Source organism: Gordonia sihwensis NBRC 108236, from assembly GCF_000333035.1.
Classification (GTDB): Bacteria; Actinomycetota; Actinomycetes; order Mycobacteriales; family Mycobacteriaceae; genus Gordonia; species Gordonia sihwensis.
In genome coordinates this window covers 1-15,130 of the sequence record NZ_BANU01000044.1, presented here as the reverse complement: position 1 = coordinate 15,130, position 15,130 = coordinate 1, and the positions used below count along the sequence as shown (strand labels likewise).

Annotated in this window: 15 protein-coding genes; 6 read left to right on the top strand and 9 right to left on the bottom strand. The window is 68.9% G+C overall.

Features of this window, described 5'->3' with window-relative positions; all coding sequences use genetic code 11:
- Positions 1–26 precede the first annotated feature (26 nt).
- The 5 genes from murI to clpS are packed head-to-tail and all read right to left on the bottom strand — an operon-like array spanning position 27 to position 3,508.
- Positions 27–830, bottom strand: a complete 804-nt coding sequence (gene murI / locus GSI01S_RS18710) for a glutamate racemase (RefSeq protein WP_045536770.1) — start codon at positions 828–830, stop codon at positions 27–29.
- Entirely contained in the window at positions 827–1,420 is a 594-nt protein-coding gene (locus GSI01S_RS18705) for a rhomboid family intramembrane serine protease (RefSeq protein ID WP_006898224.1), read from the bottom strand. The genes murI and GSI01S_RS18705 overlap by 4 nt, the downstream gene beginning before the upstream one ends.
- 56 nt (positions 1,421–1,476) lie before the next feature.
- On the bottom strand, positions 1,477–2,580 hold the full coding sequence (locus GSI01S_RS18700; RefSeq protein ID WP_006898223.1) for a P1 family peptidase: 1,104 nt from the start codon (positions 2,578–2,580) through the stop codon (positions 1,477–1,479).
- Positions 2,574–3,206, bottom strand: coding sequence for an oxidative stress transcriptional regulator AosR (gene aosR / locus GSI01S_RS18695; RefSeq protein ID WP_006898222.1), 633 nt, complete (start codon positions 3,204–3,206; stop codon positions 2,574–2,576). The genes GSI01S_RS18700 and aosR overlap by 7 nt, the downstream gene beginning before the upstream one ends.
- Positions 3,206–3,508 (bottom strand): ATP-dependent Clp protease adapter ClpS, encoded by a 303-nt coding sequence (gene clpS, locus GSI01S_RS18690; protein ID WP_081598161.1) that lies wholly within the window; start codon positions 3,506–3,508, stop codon positions 3,206–3,208. Before clpS ends, aosR begins: the two co-directional genes overlap by 1 nt.
- Before the next feature lie 19 nt (positions 3,509–3,527).
- Here clpS and GSI01S_RS18685 point away from each other — a divergent pair, with 19 nt between their 5' ends.
- From GSI01S_RS18685 to glgB, 4 genes are read left to right on the top strand one after another with little or no spacing between them, the layout of a single operon-like run.
- On the top strand, positions 3,528–4,850 hold the full coding sequence (locus tag GSI01S_RS18685; RefSeq protein ID WP_006898220.1) for a nicotinate phosphoribosyltransferase: 1,323 nt from the start codon (positions 3,528–3,530) through the stop codon (positions 4,848–4,850).
- Entirely contained in the window at positions 4,847–5,461 is a 615-nt protein-coding gene (locus GSI01S_RS18680; RefSeq protein ID WP_006898219.1) for an isochorismatase family protein, read from the top strand. The genes GSI01S_RS18685 and GSI01S_RS18680 overlap by 4 nt, the downstream gene beginning before the upstream one ends.
- The gene (locus tag GSI01S_RS18675) at positions 5,458–7,458 is read left to right on the top strand and encodes an ATP-dependent DNA helicase (RefSeq protein WP_006898218.1); all 2,001 of its coding nucleotides are present in this window, start codon (positions 5,458–5,460) and stop codon (positions 7,456–7,458) included. Before GSI01S_RS18680 ends, GSI01S_RS18675 begins: the two co-directional genes overlap by 4 nt.
- Before the next feature lie 10 nt (positions 7,459–7,468).
- Complete coding sequence (gene glgB, locus GSI01S_RS18670; protein WP_006898217.1) at positions 7,469–9,304, top strand: 1,4-alpha-glucan branching protein GlgB; 1,836 nt, start codon at positions 7,469–7,471, stop codon at positions 9,302–9,304.
- 48 nt (positions 9,305–9,352) lie between these two features.
- Here the strand turns inward: glgB and GSI01S_RS18665 are convergent, their stop codons facing one another.
- From GSI01S_RS18665 to GSI01S_RS18655, 3 genes are read right to left on the bottom strand one after another with little or no spacing between them, the layout of a single operon-like run.
- Complete coding sequence (locus GSI01S_RS18665; RefSeq protein ID WP_006898216.1) at positions 9,353–10,234, bottom strand: tetratricopeptide repeat protein; 882 nt, start codon at positions 10,232–10,234, stop codon at positions 9,353–9,355.
- Positions 10,235–10,278: 44 nt separating this feature from the next.
- Positions 10,279–10,644, bottom strand: a complete 366-nt coding sequence (locus GSI01S_RS18660) for a DUF3817 domain-containing protein (protein ID WP_006898215.1) — start codon at positions 10,642–10,644, stop codon at positions 10,279–10,281.
- A 5-nt stretch (positions 10,645–10,649) separates the two neighbouring features.
- Complete coding sequence (locus tag GSI01S_RS18655) at positions 10,650–11,843, bottom strand: acetyl-CoA C-acetyltransferase (RefSeq protein ID WP_006898214.1); 1,194 nt, start codon at positions 11,841–11,843, stop codon at positions 10,650–10,652.
- Between the two features lie 118 nt (positions 11,844–11,961).
- Here GSI01S_RS18655 and mce point away from each other — a divergent pair, with 118 nt between their 5' ends.
- Positions 11,962–12,447: a methylmalonyl-CoA epimerase gene (mce, locus tag GSI01S_RS18650; RefSeq protein ID WP_039868171.1), complete on the top strand. Its 486-nt coding sequence runs from the start codon at positions 11,962–11,964 to the stop codon at positions 12,445–12,447.
- A gap of 128 nt (positions 12,448–12,575) precedes the next feature.
- Complete coding sequence (locus tag GSI01S_RS18645) at positions 12,576–13,535, top strand: coiled-coil domain-containing protein (RefSeq protein ID WP_006898212.1); 960 nt, start codon at positions 12,576–12,578, stop codon at positions 13,533–13,535.
- 3 nt (positions 13,536–13,538) lie between these two features.
- Here GSI01S_RS18645 and nucS read toward each other — a convergent pair whose 3' ends face one another.
- Positions 13,539–14,225 (bottom strand): endonuclease NucS, encoded by a 687-nt coding sequence (gene nucS / locus GSI01S_RS18640; protein ID WP_039868169.1) that lies wholly within the window; start codon positions 14,223–14,225, stop codon positions 13,539–13,541.
- Between the last annotated feature and the right edge of the window lie 905 nt (positions 14,226–15,130).

Here is a 15,130-nt window from a genome sequence, read left to right as displayed (position 1 = left end):
CCGTGCCGAACGCCACACGGGAGTGGTCAGAAATGCTCTACGTGGCCCACCGAAGGTCCCAAGAACCGGGTCGAGAGCTTGCGGAACGAGTCCGGATCGCCGGTCGCGGAGAAATGACGCCGGGCCACGCGATTCGAGTGCGGATGCAGGGCGTCGCGCTCGGTCAGGACGCGGACAGTGTCCTTCGCCGTCTCCTCGGCGCTCGACACGAGCGTCACCTGATCGCCCATCACCAACTGCACCACACCCGACAGCAGCGGATAGTGGGTGCACCCCAGGACCAGAGTGTCGACGCCGGCCTCCTGCAGCGGCTCGAGGTAGCCCTCGGCGAGACCCAGGATCTGGCGTCCGCTGGTGATCCCCCGCTCCACGAAGTCGACGAACCTCGGGCAGGCGACGGCCGTGATCTCCACATCGCGTGCCGCGGCGAACGAGTCCTGATACGCGCGCGACGCGATGGTCGCCTCCGTGCCGATGACGCCGATCCGACCGGTCTTGGTCGCGACCACCGCGCGCCGCACGGCGGGCAGGATCACCTCGATGACGGGAATGGGGGCATAGCGTTCACGCGCATCGCGCAGACAGGCCGCCGACGCGGTGTTGCAGGCGATGACGATCGCCTTGACCCCACGGTGCACCAATTCGTCACCGATGGCCAGCGCATGCCTGCGGATCTCCGGAATGGTCAACGGCCCGTACGGCCCGTTCGCGGTGTCGCCGATGTAGATGACATCCTCATCGGGCAGCTGATCGATGATCGCGCGCGCGACGGTGAGCCCGCCGACGCCCGAGTCGAAGATGCCGATGGGACCGGTTTGCAGCTCGGTTATCGGGGGCCTCCCTTGAGTTCTGGTCGTCGGGGCTCGGAGCTGCCCGGATCGCGTCGGTCACTGAGCATCCACGCCGCCAGCACGCCGCCGACAGCGCCGAACAGGTGTCCCTGCCACGACACTCCACCTCCGTGCGGCAGCACGCCCCACAGGATCCCACCGTAGACCGCCAATAGGACCACCCCGCCGAGCACCTGCCACACGTCGCGGTTGAAGAGACCGCGGACCAGCAGATACGCCAGCCACCCGAAGACGATCCCCGATGCGCCGATCGTCACCGAGCCGGTCGGGGCGGTGAGCCACACTCCCAGACCGCTGATGACCCATACGATCGCCGTCACCCACAGGAAGCGTCCCGACATCAGCAGCAGGAAGCCGAGCACCACGCCCGGGATCAGGTTGCCGATCAGGTGAGCGAAGTCCGAGTGCAGCAGCGGCGCCCAGATGATCCCGTCGAGTCCGGACAGCCGTCGCGGCACGATGCCGTACTCGTCGAGGTCCCCACCGGTCGCCATGTCGATCGCCTCGACCACCAGCAGCACGACGGCGATGACGCCCATCGTGATGCCCGACCGCTCCCACTTGGGCATCGGCGACCGACGCGGCTTCGGAAGACGAGGGTCGGACGGCGACGCGATCCCGCCGCTCATGCGTCGCCGAAGGCGGAGAACAGCACGTCGCGGTATGCCGGAATCCCGGCGACGCCGGTCGCGGCGACCACCGCCGAGACGATCGCCCGCTGCACCACCGTCGCCGATGCGTCGGCCAGTGCCGCGACGATCGCGGTGTCCGGGTCCATCCCCGGCGGAACGTCGACAGCGGTGTCCGGATCGGCGGCCTTCTCGCCGGTGGCGACGGCGAACAGGGTGTCGCCGTCGAGCGGTGAATGCGCGGGACGGACCGCCCGCGCGAGTCCGTCGTGACCGGACATCGCCAGACGCCGGGTGCTCGCCACCGACAGCGTGGCATCCGTCGCGACCACCCCGATCGTCGTGTTCAGTACCGTGCCCTTTGCGGTGAGCTCGGCGAGCCTCTTGATCTCGAGTTGCTTCGGCGCGCGCAGACGGTGCAGTTCGAGGTCGTCGGCACCCCACGGCAGCCCTGTCGACGGATCGACGACACCGCCGACCGGATTGGCCACGACGAGAGCGCCGATCGTCAATCCGCGAGCCGGACCGTCGGAGAACGTGATCGACGCGGTGCCCACGCCGCCCTTGAGTGCGCCGGCGCGCGCCCCGGTCCCGGCCCCGACCGATCCGATCGCGAAATCGGTCCTGGCGTCGGCGAGCGCCCGCGCACCGAACTCGGCGGTCGGACGGTTCTCCCACCGGCCGACCGGGAGGTCGAAGATGACCGCGGCCGGCACGATGGGCACCACGTGCCCCTGACCGTCCATCGGCAGTCCGACCCCGGCCTCCTCGAGTCCCCGCATCACCCCGTCGGCCGCGGCAAGACCATAGGCGCTGCCACCGGAGAGCACGATCGCGTCGGCGCCGCGGACCGTGTTGACCGGATCGAGCAGGTCGGTCTCGCGCGTCCCAGGACCGCCGCCGCGCACGTCCACCGCCGTCGCGCACCCGCGCGGCAGGGTGATGACCGTGGTCCCGGTCGCCCACCCGCTGCCGGGTTCAGCGACACTCGCGAGCACCACCTCGTCGTCGAGTCGGTGGTGATGGCCCACCGCGATTCCGGCGACATCCGTGATCCGGTTGCCCGGGCGCGACACAGACGACTTCGGCTCGGTCACCATCCGTCGTGCCCCCACTCCCCTTGCGACGGGTCCTCCGGCTGCGTCCACTCCGCCGACATCAGTGCTTCGACCAGCAGCCCCTGCACCACCGACAGCCAGTCGTAGACGTCCTGGTGTGCGGCGTGCGGATGGTCGGGCGGCAGCTTCGAGGGCTCATCGGTGATCCCGAGCATCGCGCCCAGTGCCAGTCGGATGTCGGTGAGCGCCGTCAGCCAGCGGTCGGCCTGGGACTCGGTCAGCGAGACGTCCCCGCCGCCGCTCGGCAGTGTTTCGAGAACTGTGCGTGCCGCGGCGAGTTTCGCGTCGATGATCTGCGGTTCGTTGACGCTGCGCAGTCCCCCGTTGAGGTCCGCGGCGATCGGTCCGGCCGCGAGTTCCGGCTCCTGGTCGGGTCGATGGAAATCGGGCAGCAGCCGTCCCAGCGTGACATCGTCCGGTGCGCGGGTGTGCCCCGTCTGGATCCCCGTCAGCTCCGACAGTTCGTCGCGCGGAGCCGACTCGGCACGCTCGTTGAGCAGATCGGTGATGGACTCGACCATCGACGCCAGCAGTTGGCATTCGTAGTTCTCGAGGTTGGAGCAGATGCGGACGTCCTCGCCCGCACCGGTTCTGCGCCAGGTCCGCATCAGGAGTCGTGCTGCATGGTCGCCCACAGGCCGGCCGCATGCAGTTTGCGGACGTCGGCCTCCACCTTCACGCGGTCGCCGCTGGAGACCACGGCCTTCCCCTCGGTGTGCACCTGCATCATCAGCGCCTTGGCCTTCTCCTCCGAATAACCGAAGATCCGCTGAAAGACATAGGCGACGTAGTTCATGAGATTGACCGGGTCGTCCCACACCAGCGTCACCCAGGGGCGGTCGTGAGTCACCTCTGGTTCTGCCACCGCGGTACCGGTGCTCGTACCTGGTGTCGCCTCATCGCGCGCCATGAGTAATAGGGTAGCGAAGGTGACCAGTACCGCGCTGCTGACCGATCAATACGAGCTGACCATGCTGTCGGCCGCCCTGAGGGCCGGGACGGCGCAGCGCAGCTGCGTGTTCGAGGTCTTCGCCCGCCGCCTCCCCGACGGCCGACGCTACGGAGTCGTCGCGGGCACCGGACGTCTGCTCGACGCCCTCGAACGCTTCCGATTCGGTCCGGAGGAGATCGACTCGCTCCGGACCGTGGTCGACCAGGACACCCTGGCATGGCTCTCCGACTACCGCTTCCGCGGAGAGATCGACGGGTACCGCGAGGGCGAGCTCTACTTCCCCGGCTCGCCCATCCTGACCGTGCGCGGCGGCTTCGCCGAAGCTGTGGTGCTGGAGACGCTGATCCTCTCGATCCTCAATCACGACAGCGCGATCGCCTCCGCGGCGGCGCGTATGGTGAGCGCTGCCGCGGGCCGCCCGATCATCGAGATGGGCGGACGCCGCACGCACGAGCGCGCGGCGGTCGCCTCAGCGCGCGCCGCATATCTCGCGGGAGTCGACGCGACCAGCAATCTCGAGGCCGCTCGCACCTACCGCGTGCCGAGTGCGGGAACCGCGGCGCACGCGTTCACGCTCTCGTTCGCGCATCCCGACGGCAGCGACGAGCGGGCCGCCTTCGCCGCGCAGGTCGAGGCGCTCGGCGTCGGGACCACCCTGCTCGTGGACACCTACGACATCACCACCGGTGTCAAGAACGCGATCGAGGTCGCAGGCACCTCGCTCGGAGCGGTCCGGATCGACTCGGGGGATCTGGGCGTCCTCGCCCGCCAGGTACGCAGGCAGCTCGACGAGCTCGGCGCCACCGGCACCAAGATCGTCGTCTCCGGCGATCTCGACGAGTACGCCATCGCCTCGCTGCGCGCCGAACCCGTCGACATCTACGGCGTCGGAACCTCGCTGGTGACCGGCAGCGGTTCACCGACTGCGGGCATGGTCTACAAACTGGTCGAGGTGGACGGCGTCCCGGTCGCGAAGCGGTCGAGCCACAAGGAGAGCCACGGCGGACGCAAGCGCGCCGTTCGCGCAGCCCGCGCGTCCGGAACCATCGTCGAAGAGATCCTGTTGCGTGCCGACGCGCCCGCGGATCAGGCGATCCCGGGCACCGGAGGCCTGGACGTGGCCGAACTCCAGATTCCACTGGTCCGCGGCGGCGACCGAGTTTCCGGGCTGCCTACACTGGAGCAGTCCCGCGGGCATCTCGCGCACGGGCTCGTCACCCTCCCGTGGGAGGGTCTCGGGCTCAGCCACGGCGACCCCGCAGTCCCCACCCGCTACCTGACCGAACCGGAGAGTCGATGACCGAGGAGACCCCACCGCGGAATCGTGCGCTGATCGTCGTCGACGTCCAGAACGACTTCTGCGAGGGCGGCTCCCTCGCGGTGGCCGGCGGCGGTGCGGTCGCCGCCGCGATCAACGCGATCACCGGCTCGTATCCGGTGGTGGCGGCCACCCGCGACTACCACGTCGACCCCGGGGGGCACTTCTCCGAGACCCCCGACTTCGTCGACTCGTGGCCACCGCACTGCGTGGTGGGCACGCCCGGCGCCGAGTTCCATCCGGCCTTCCGCACCGGCCCCGTGCAGGCGGTCTTCTCCAAGGGCGAGTTCGACGCCGCGTACTCGGGCTTCGAGGGCCGCGACGAACACGGAAACGGCCTGGCCGACTGGCTCACCGCGCGCGACGTCTCCGAGGTGGACGTCGTCGGCATCGCCACCGACCATTGTGTTCGCGCGACCGCGGTCGACGCCGCCGCGGCCGGCTTCGCCACACGTGTGCTGCTGGACTTCACCGCGGCCGTCGCCGAGACCACCACCGCGACCGCGTTCGACGTCATGCGCGACGCGAGAGTCGAGCTGGTGGGCACCCTCGTGCACACCGGTGCCCCTCACGAAGACGACGCGGCCGAGTGAGCGTCCCCGATGTCGCCGACCTCCTGGCCACCGCCGTCGAATCCCTCGGCGGAGCCCGGCGCGACGGTCAGCTGGCGATGGCCGAGGCCGTCGGCGAGGCGATCGAGAACGACCATCACCTCGCGGTCCAAGCCGGTACCGGCACCGGAAAGTCGCTGGCCTACCTGGTCCCCGCGCTCCGGCACGCCGTCGACACCGACGAGACCGTCGTCGTCTCGACGGCCACCATCGCCCTCCAGCGCCAGCTGACCGAACGTGACCTACCGCGTCTCGCGGGCGCGCTCACGAAGCCGCTGGGCCGCGAACCGTCGTTCGCGATCCTGAAGGGTCGCGCCAACTACCTGTGCCTCAACAAGATCCACTCGGGAGTGGCCGACGAGGATCCGAACGCCGAGCTGTTCGACGCCTTCGACCTGTCCCGCATGGGCCGCGAGGTGACGCGGTTGCGCGAGTGGACCTCCGACACCGAGACCGGAGACCGCGACGATCTCTCCCCCGGCGTCAGCGACCAGTCGTGGCGCCAGGTGAGCGTCTCCTCGCGCGAATGTCTCGGGGCGTCGAACTGCCCCTACAGCGATGACTGCTTCGCCGAACTGGCACGGAAGAAGGCCGGCGCCTCCGACGTCGTGGTCACCAACCACGCGATGCTCGCCATCGACGCGATGAGTCCGGCGACCATCCTTCCCGAGCACCGCGTGGTGGTCATCGACGAGGCCCACGAACTGGTGGACCGGATCACCTCCGTCACCACCGAGGAGATCTCGGCCGCGAGCGTCTCGCAGGTCGCCCGCCGGCTCGGCAAGTTGATCGACGACGAGAGCGCCGACGCGCTGGTCGGCGCGGGCGAACAGCTGGAGTTGCTGCTGGAGGACTCACCGCAGGGCGAGTGGACCCGACTCCCGAGCGGCGCACCCGAGGTCCTCGCATCGCTGCGCGACCGCCTCTGGAACGCGCGGAACGCGGTCGGTCCGGCGCCGTCGGCAGGCACCGATCCGGAGGCTGCGGCCGCCAGGCAGATGGCGCTGTCGGCCACCGACTCGCTGCACGATTCGGTGGTGCGAGTGCTGACGGTCTTCGCCGAGACCGACATCACCAAGAGGCACGACGTCGTCTGGCTGTCCGCCGACCGGATCCGCGGAACCGTCCGCCCGACGCTGCGGATAGCGCCGTTGTCGGTGGCCGGGCTGCTGCGCACCTCGCTGTTCACCGACTCGACTGTGATCCTCACGTCCGCGACCCTGACCATCGGTGGCAACTTCGACGCCCTCGCACGCACCTGGGGGCTGCCCGCCCACGGTGGCAAGGACGTGGAGGCCGCGGGATGGCGCGGCATGGACGCCGGCAGCCCCTTCGACTACCAGCGCGCCGCGATTCTCTACGTCGGCAAGCACCTGCGGGCGCCCGGCCGTGACGGCATCGCGGAGTCGACGCTGGACGAGATGGTCGATCTGATGAACGCTGCGGGCGGTCGTACCCTCGGCCTGTTCTCGTCGATGCGGGCCGCCAAGGAGGCCGCGGAGAAGCTCCGCGACCGAGTCGGGTTCCCGATCCTGTGCCAGGGCGACGATGCGACGTCGGCACTGATCGAGAGATTCGCCGCCGACGAGGCCACCTGCCTGTTCGGCACTCTGTCGCTGTGGCAGGGCGTCGACGTCCCGGGTCCCTCGTTGCGGTTGGTGATGATCGATCGGATCCCCTTCCCCAGGCCCGACGACCCGCTCCTGTCGGCGCGCCAGCGCGATGTGGACGCGCGCGGCGGCAACGGCTTCCTGACCGTCTCGGCGAACCACGCGGCACTGCTCCTCGCCCAGGGCGCGGGCCGGCTCCTCCGCGCCACCGACGACCGCGGCGTGGTCGCCGTGCTCGACTCACGTCTGGCGACGGCGCGGTATGCGGGCTACCTCCTGGCCGGGCTTCCGCCGTTCTGGCGGACCACCGACCGCGATGCCGTCCGAGCCGCGCTCACCCGCTTGACGACGGGTGCCGCGAAGAAGTGACGGGGCGATCGTGACGGACCCGCTGTGGCAGCGGCTCGGCGCCCGGCCCCGCGTCGCGGACACCGAATTCGCCGTGTGGGCGCCCAATGCGCGATCGGTCACCGTCTTCGGCGACTTCGACCGATGGGCGGGCACCGACCACCCGATGGAGCGCGGACCGCACGGCGTCTGGACCGCCACGGTCGACGGCGCGCGGCCGGGAATGGCGTACAAGTACCGCGTGGTCGGAGCCGACGGACTGACACGCGACAAGGCCGATCCGCTCGCCCGTGCGGCTCAGCGACCGCCCGAGACGGCGTCGGTGATCGCCGGTCCGTCGTCGTTCGTCTGGAACGACGAGAAGTGGATGGCCGCGCGCGCCGACCGGCGCCCCGAGCGCGAGCCGATGTCGATCTACGAGGTCCACCTGGGGTCGTGGCGCTCGGGCCTGAGTTATCGCGAGGCCGCTGTCCAGCTGGCTGAGTACGCCGCCGACCGCGGCTTCACGCACGTACAGCTGATGCCGATCACCGAGCATCCCTACGGGGGATCGTGGGGCTATCAGGTCGGCTCGTACTTCGCCTGCTCCAGCCGGTGGGGCACCGCCGACGACTTCCGCTTCTTCGTCGACCACCTGCACTCGAAAGGGATCGCGGTACTCCTCGACTGGGTTCCGGCGCACTTCCCCAAGGACGCCTTCGCGCTCGGCGAGTTCGACGGCACTCCCCTCTACGAGCACGCCGATCCGCTGCGGCGGGACCAGCCGGACTGGGGCACGTACGCGTTCAACCTCGGTCGGCCCGAGGTCCGCGACTTCCTGATCGCGAGCGCCGTCTACTGGTGTTCGGAGTTCCATCTCGACGGGCTGCGCGTCGACGCGGTCGCGTCCATGCTGTACCTCGACTACTCGCGCGGCCCGGGCCAATGGCGGCCGAATGCGCGCGGGACACACGAGAACGACGAGGCCGTCGACTTCCTGCGGCGCCTCAACGACGCCGTCCACGAGGCGTGTCCGGGTGCCGTGATGATCGCCGAGGAGTCGACGGCGTGGCCTGGGGTGACCGTCTCCACCGACCGCGGCGGGCTGGGCTTCGACTTCAAGTGGAATCTCGGCTGGATGAACGATCTGCTGTCGTTCCTCTCGCTCCCGCCGCGGCGGCGTGCGGAGCTGCACGAACGTGTCGCGTTCGGCCTCACGCACGCCACCGCCGAGCGCTACGTCCTACCGATCAGTCATGACGAGGTGGTCCACGGCAAGGGCACCCTCGTCACGAGAATGCCCGTCTCAGCCGACGCTGCGGCGGGGGTGCGGCTCGCCCTGGCCTTCCAATGGGCCCATCCCGGCAAGAAGCTGCTGTTCATGGGGCAGGAGTTCGGGCAGACCCGAGAGTGGGCCGACGACCGCGGGCTCGACTGGAACCTGCTCGATCCGGACGGGTCGAACGCCTCGGTCCACCGCGGCATCGCGCTCGCGGCCCGCGACCTGGCCCACCTGCACGCCGAACTGCCGGCGCTGCACCGAATGGACTGCGACGCCCGCGGCTTCGCCTGGCTCGACGCCCGCGACACCGCCAACACCGTCATCGGCTTCTTGCGGCTGGCCGGCGACGGGGCGGCCACCGGGGGTGGCATCGTCGCCTGCGTCTTCAACTTCTCCGACCGCGATCTCGACGGCTACCGGTTGGGCTTCCCGCTCGCCGGGCCGTGGCGCGAGATCCTCAACACCGCCGCGCGGGAGTACGGCGGTCACGGGGTGGGCAACCTGGGCCGGATCGTCGCGGTCGACGAGCCGAGCCACGGCCGTCCCTACAGCGCGGCCATCACCCTCCCCGCTTCCGCCGCGGTCTTCTTCACACCGGGCCGCTGACCCTGCCGGTGGCCGGCAGACGGTCGGAGGCGTCAGTACAGCGCTGTGTCAGTACAGCGCTGTCGCCAGCTTCCGGCGCGCTGCCGTGACGAAGGGCTCGGCGGGGTCGAAGAGCTCGAACAGCTCGAGGAGCCGGGCGCGCGCCCGGGTGCGGTCGTCGTCGCGCGTCACCTTGACCAGCTCGATGATCCGATCGAACGCGGCCTCCGGCCGCTGACCGAGCAGCAGCACGTCGGCTGCGGCGAGCTGAGCGTCCACGTCTCCGGGCGCGGCGGTGTTGACGATCTCGGGGTCGTGGGCCTGCGCGCGGGTGACGAACTCGAGGTTGCGGACCACGGACTTCGCCTCGACGTTGTCCGGATCGAGTTCGGCGATCGCGCGATAGGCGGCCAGCGCCCCGTCGAGGTCGCCGGAGTTCATCAACTCCTCGGCGGCCGCCATGCGCGGATCCTGCTCGGGCTCGTCGTCGGCTGCCGTCGCCGGGGTCTCCGGAAGCAGATGTCCGGCCTTCGCGAAGATCTCGTCGATCCATCCACGGATCTGCTCCTCCGGCTGCGGCCCCTCGAACATCGCGACCGGCCGACCGCCGATCAGGGCGATCACCGTCGGCACCGACTGAGCACCGAAGGCCTGTGCGATCCGCGGGTTCGTGTCGACATCGACCCGCGCGAGTGCCCACCGGCCGCCGGCTGCCTCGGCCAGGCGCGCCAGCACCGGGGACAGCTGCGTGCTCGGTTCCGACCACGAGGCCCACAGGTCCACCACCACCAGCTGCCGGGTGGAGCGTTCGACGATCTCCGTCTCGAAGTCGAGTTCGGTCACATCGAGGACGACGGCGCCGGGGCGAGAGTCGGAAGCGGGCCGGGACGCAGCTGCTCGCTGCGCCTCGGCCCGCTCCTTGAGAACTGACAGATCTACGGCACCCGCCATCGCGATGGCGGCGTTCGCCGGTTCATTGCGTCGAGAAGGTCTGGTCACACCTTCAGTGTGTCACGATCGGCGGACTCGCTGAACGTCGAGTCGGACAGTTCGCCCAGATGACCGTTCTTACTGGCCCACTGCTCGAACCACACCGTGAAGAACGGCGGGATCGAGGCGACGAGTGCCAGCGCCAGAACCTTGAGGTTCCACTTCAACGACCGCGCGGTGAGCACGGTGATGATCAGGTAGACGACGAACGCCACGCCGTGGAGCGCGCCGGGGACCATCGTCGCCGCATCGATTCCGGCTCCGTACTTGACCCCCATGCTGATCAAGAGCAGACCCCAGGTGATCGCCTCGATGACGGCGATCAGCCGGAAACGCTTGGCCGGGGTCGAGACGTCGAACACGTTGCCCATCCCACTCACGCCTTCGGGACTCGGACGATGAGCGCATCGCCCTGGCCGCCGGCGCCGCACAGCGCCGCCACGCCGACCCCGCCGCCGCGACGGGCGAGCTCGAGAGCCAAGTGAAGCGTGATGCGTGCGCCCGAGGTACCGATCGGGTGACCGAGGGCGATTCCGCCGCCGTTGACGTTGACCTTCTCCGGGTCGACGCCCAGCGCGCGGGTCGACGCCAGGCCGACGGCCGCGAAGGCCTCGTTGATCTCGATCAGGTCGAGATCGGCGGGGGTGATGCCCTCGCGCTCGCAGGCCTTGACGATCGCGTTGGCGGGCTGCTGCTGCAGCGACGAGTCCGGGCCGGCGACCACACCGTGGGCGCCGATCTCGGCGATCCATTCGAGTCCGAGCTCCTCGGCCTTCGCCTTGCTCATCACGACCACGGCCGCGGCTCCGTCGGAGATCTGCGAGGAGTTGCCCGCCGTGATCGTGCCACCCTTGCGGAACGCCGGACGCAGACCCGCGAGGGTCTCCACGGTGGTGTCGGCGCGCACACCCTCGTCCTCGTTGAACAGGATCGGGTCACCCTTGCGCTGCGGGATCTCGACCGGAACGATCTCGTCGGCGAAGACGCCCTTGGCGATCGCCTCAGCGGCCAGCCGGTGGCTGCGCGCGGCGAAGGCGTCCTGCTCCTCACGGCTGAAGCCGTCGGTGTCGTTGCCCTGCTCGGTCAGCGCACCCATCGGCTGATCGGTGAAGACGTCGTGCAGTCCGTCGAACGCCATGTGGTCGACCAGTTCGGTGTTGCCGTACTTGAATCCCGAGCGACTGCCGGGCAGCACATGCGGGGCCTGGGTCATCGACTCCTGGCCGCCGGCGACCACGCAGTCGAACTCGCCCGCGCGGATCAGCTGATCGGCGAGCGCGATGGCGTCGATTCCCGACAGGCACATCTTGTTGATCGAGAGCGCCGGGACGTCCCAGCCGATGCCCGCCTTGACTGCGGTCTGCCGGGCCGGCATCTGGCCGGCTCCTGCGGTGAGGACCTGTCCCATGATCACGTACTGGACATGCGACGGGTCCACGTTGCCGCGCTCGAGCGCGCCCTTAACCGCGACCGCGCCGAGATCGACGGCGGAGAAGTTCTTCAGCGATCCCTGCAGGCGTCCCTGAGCGGTGCGCGCGCCGGAAACGATCACTGTGGTGTTGTCGGACATGTATCAGCTCCTTGGCGGTGGGGGCAGCGGTCGTCACGGCGGCACACGCCGTAGCTGCGGTACTGCTCGGGGCAGCCGCGATGGCGACCCCGTCTGCAAACAACGCTACCGTTATGGCATGACCAACTCCCCATCGAACGACGTGACAAACACCACCAACGGAGGCCCTCTGACCTCGATCGGCGATCTCGTGACAGCGATCGACCATGTCGGCCTCGCGGTCCCGGATCTCGACGCCGCGGCCGCCTGGTGGCTCGACAACTTCGGCTTCGCGAACCAGCACGAGGAGGTGAACGAAGAGCAGGGCGTCCGCGAAGCGATGATCGGCCCCGAGAACGGCGACACCTTGATCCAGCTCCTCATGCCGCTCAACGAGGAGTCGACCATCGCCAAGTTCATCGACCGCAACGGACCGGGAATGCAGCAGATGGCCGTCCGCGTCACCGACCTGGACGAGGTCGCCAAGCGTCTGACCTCGGCGGGAGTGCGACTGCTCTACCCGCAGCCCAAGCGCGGAACCGCCGACTCGCGCATCAACTTCGTCCATCCGAAGGACGCGGGCGGGGTTCTCCTCGAGCTGGTGGAACCGGCCGTCGGTCACTGATCACGACCGCATTCTCGTCGCCGAGCGGGTGGCCGGCCCCGTGCCGGCCGCCCGCGCTGTGCAAGCTCGCTCGCAACACCCCGCATTCGATACTGAATTCGGACGCCGATCGGACCTAGACTGGCATCATGTCAGCCCCTGGACATCGTCAGAGCCCCTTCCCCATCGTGATGCGCGGATACGACCGCGACCAGGTCACCGATCACCTTCGGCGGCTCGAAGCCGAATTGCGCATGATGGCCGCCGATCGTGACTCCGCTCATGCCAGCGCGGACGAACTCCAGGCGCATCTCGACGACGCCCGACACCGCATCCGCGAGCTCCAGGACGAGGTGAACACTCTCTCCGTCCCGCCGACGACGGTCGCGGGGATGACCGAGCGCGTCTCCCGCATGCTGCAGTTGGCCACCGACGAGGCCAGCGAAGTCCGTGCCAACGCCAAGGACGAGGCCGACGAGACGCTGTCCGTCGCCCGCCAGGAGGCCGAGGACATCCGTGCGTCCGCGGCAGCGGCCGCCACCCGGACCAAGGAACTCGCGCAGGAGCACGCCGACGCGAAGATCACCGAAGCCGAGGAGCGAGCCGCCGAGATCGACGAGGCCGCGCGGGAACGCGAAGCACAGTCCAAGCGGGATCTCGAGGCCGCACGGGAACGGGCCCGGGAGATCATCGCCGCCGCCGAGGAGGACGCCGCACGCCTGCGCGGGGCCGCGCACAACGTCGCGATGAACCGCCTCGCACGCTCTCGTGAGCTGGCGGAATCGGCCCACGATGCACACAAGCAGATCCTCGACCACCTCGACGCTCTCCGCGAGCACATCACCAACCTCCCCGGCGCCCTCGAACTGTCGGACGAGGAGCGGGATCTGGTCTCTCTCACCGAGACCGACGACCTCGAACTCCTCAACCGCACGCTGCTCGGGAGGGATCGATTCACCCCGCAGGACGACGCCTCCACCCCGCCGGCCGAGAAGACCGATGTGCTCGACGCCGTCGACGCGGAATACGACGACGATCACGGTGACGAGCGCTACGGCGGTCCGGCGCGTAAGGAGGACTCACCGAAGGGCGATCAGGTCACGGCCTGACCGTCAGAACAGCTTGAACTCGTTGTCCTCGGTGCCGCGCAGCTTGTCGTAGTCGAGCGTCACGCACCGGATCCCCCGATCGTTGGCCAGAGTCTTGGCCTGAGGCTTGATCGCCTGTGCCGCGAACACTCCGCTGACCGGTGCGATCGTCGCATCGCGGTTGAGCAGATCCAGATACCGCGTCAGCTGCTCCACACCGTCGATCTCGCCGCGTCGCTTGATCTCCACAGCGACGGTGTGGCCATCCGCGTCTCGGCAGAGGATGTCCACCGGCCCGATCGCGGTCATGTACTCGCGACGGATGAGCGTGTAGCCGGCACCGAGCGTCTCGATGTGCTCGGCCAGCAGTTCCTGGAGGTGTGCCTCCACACCGTCCTTCACCAGTCCCGGGTCGAGCCCGAGTTCGTGGCTGCTGTCGTGATGGAATGCCGCGATGCTGATCCGCAGCTGCTCCCCCGCCTTGTTCTCGACCACCCAGACCGAGTCGATACCGTCGGATCCGTCTGCCGCCGGCTCCTCGACGAGCCAGCACGGCGGGCTCATCCAGTTCAACGGCTTGTAGGCTCGGTCGTCGGCGTGAATGCTGACCGACCCGTCGGACTTGATCAAGATCAGCCGCTTCGACATCGGCAGATGGGCGGTGAGCCGACCAACATAGTCGACCTGGCAATCGGCAATCACAAGACGCACCTCAGCGAGTGTAGTGGAGACCCCCGACGCACCCGAACAGCCTTGCCGAGCCGTATCGAGTCACGAGCCGTTTCGACACCCTCCGCTCGCTCAACCTGCCCCTCGTCCCGAGGTTCGTCGAGTAGGCGTATCGAGACCAATGTGCACCCCCGTGCGGTGGTTTCGACTCGCTCCGCTCGCTCAACCAGCCTAAGAGGGGTGCGCGCTCAACCAACCTGGAAAGAACGTCGCCCGAGGTTTGTCGAGTAGGCGAGCGAGCGTAGCGAGCACGCCGTATCGAGACCACTCTCCTGCCGTGTCGTGGTTTCGACTCGCTTCGCTCGCTCAACAAGCCAAAGAGGGGTGCGCGCTCAACCAACCCGGAAAGAACGTCGCCCGAGGTTTGTCGAGTAGGCGAGCGAGCGTAGCGAGCACGGCGTATCGAGACCACTCTGCCCGTCGTGTGGTGGTTTCGACTCGCTTCGCTCGCTCAACCAGCCTAAGAGGGGTGCGCGCTCAGCCGGCCTGGAATCGCCGGCTCCCCCGGAGGTTTGTCGAGTAGGCGGGTGAGCGTAGCGAGCACGGCGTATCGAGACCACTCTCCCGTCGTGTGGTGGTTTCGACTCGCTTCGCTCGCTCAACCAGCCTGAAGGGGGTGCGCGCTCGACCGGACTGGAAAAGACGGTCCCTCGAGGTTTGTCGAGTAGGCGGGTGAGCGTAGCGAGCACGCCGTATCGAGACGACTCTGCCGTCGTGTGGTGGTTTCGACTCGCTTCGCTCGCTCAACCAGCCTGAAGCCAGTCTGAAGCGGGTGCGTTCGCGGTCTGTCAGGCGCGCCGTATCCAGACGGCACTCGCCGGGGGGCACGTCCCGGGAAATGGGTTGAGCCCCGATCAGACGGTGTCTGATCGGGGCCCAACAAGTTG

Coding starts and splice junctions, on each gene's coding strand:
- GSI01S_RS18705 (WP_006898224.1), bottom strand. CDS start 1,420: ATGCCCAAGTGGGAGCGGTCGGGCATCACGATGGGCGTCATCGCCGTC.
- GSI01S_RS18700 (WP_006898223.1), bottom strand. CDS start 2,580: ATGGTGACCGAGCCGAAGTCGTCTGTGTCGCGCCCGGGCAACCGGATC.
- aosR (WP_006898222.1), bottom strand. CDS start 3,206: ATGCGGACCTGGCGCAGAACCGGTGCGGGCGAGGACGTCCGCATCTGC.
- clpS (WP_081598161.1), bottom strand. CDS start 3,508: ATGGCGCGCGATGAGGCGACACCAGGTACGAGCACCGGTACCGCGGTG.
- GSI01S_RS18680 (WP_006898219.1), top strand. CDS start 4,847: ATGACCGAGGAGACCCCACCGCGGAATCGTGCGCTGATCGTCGTCGAC.
- GSI01S_RS18665 (WP_006898216.1), bottom strand. CDS start 10,234: ATGGCGGGTGCCGTAGATCTGTCAGTTCTCAAGGAGCGGGCCGAGGCG.
- GSI01S_RS18660 (WP_006898215.1), bottom strand. CDS start 10,644: ATGGGCAACGTGTTCGACGTCTCGACCCCGGCCAAGCGTTTCCGGCTG.
- GSI01S_RS18655 (WP_006898214.1), bottom strand. CDS start 11,843: ATGTCCGACAACACCACAGTGATCGTTTCCGGCGCGCGCACCGCTCAG.
- mce (WP_039868171.1), top strand. CDS start 11,962: ATGACCAACTCCCCATCGAACGACGTGACAAACACCACCAACGGAGGC.
- GSI01S_RS18645 (WP_006898212.1), top strand. CDS start 12,576: ATGTCAGCCCCTGGACATCGTCAGAGCCCCTTCCCCATCGTGATGCGC.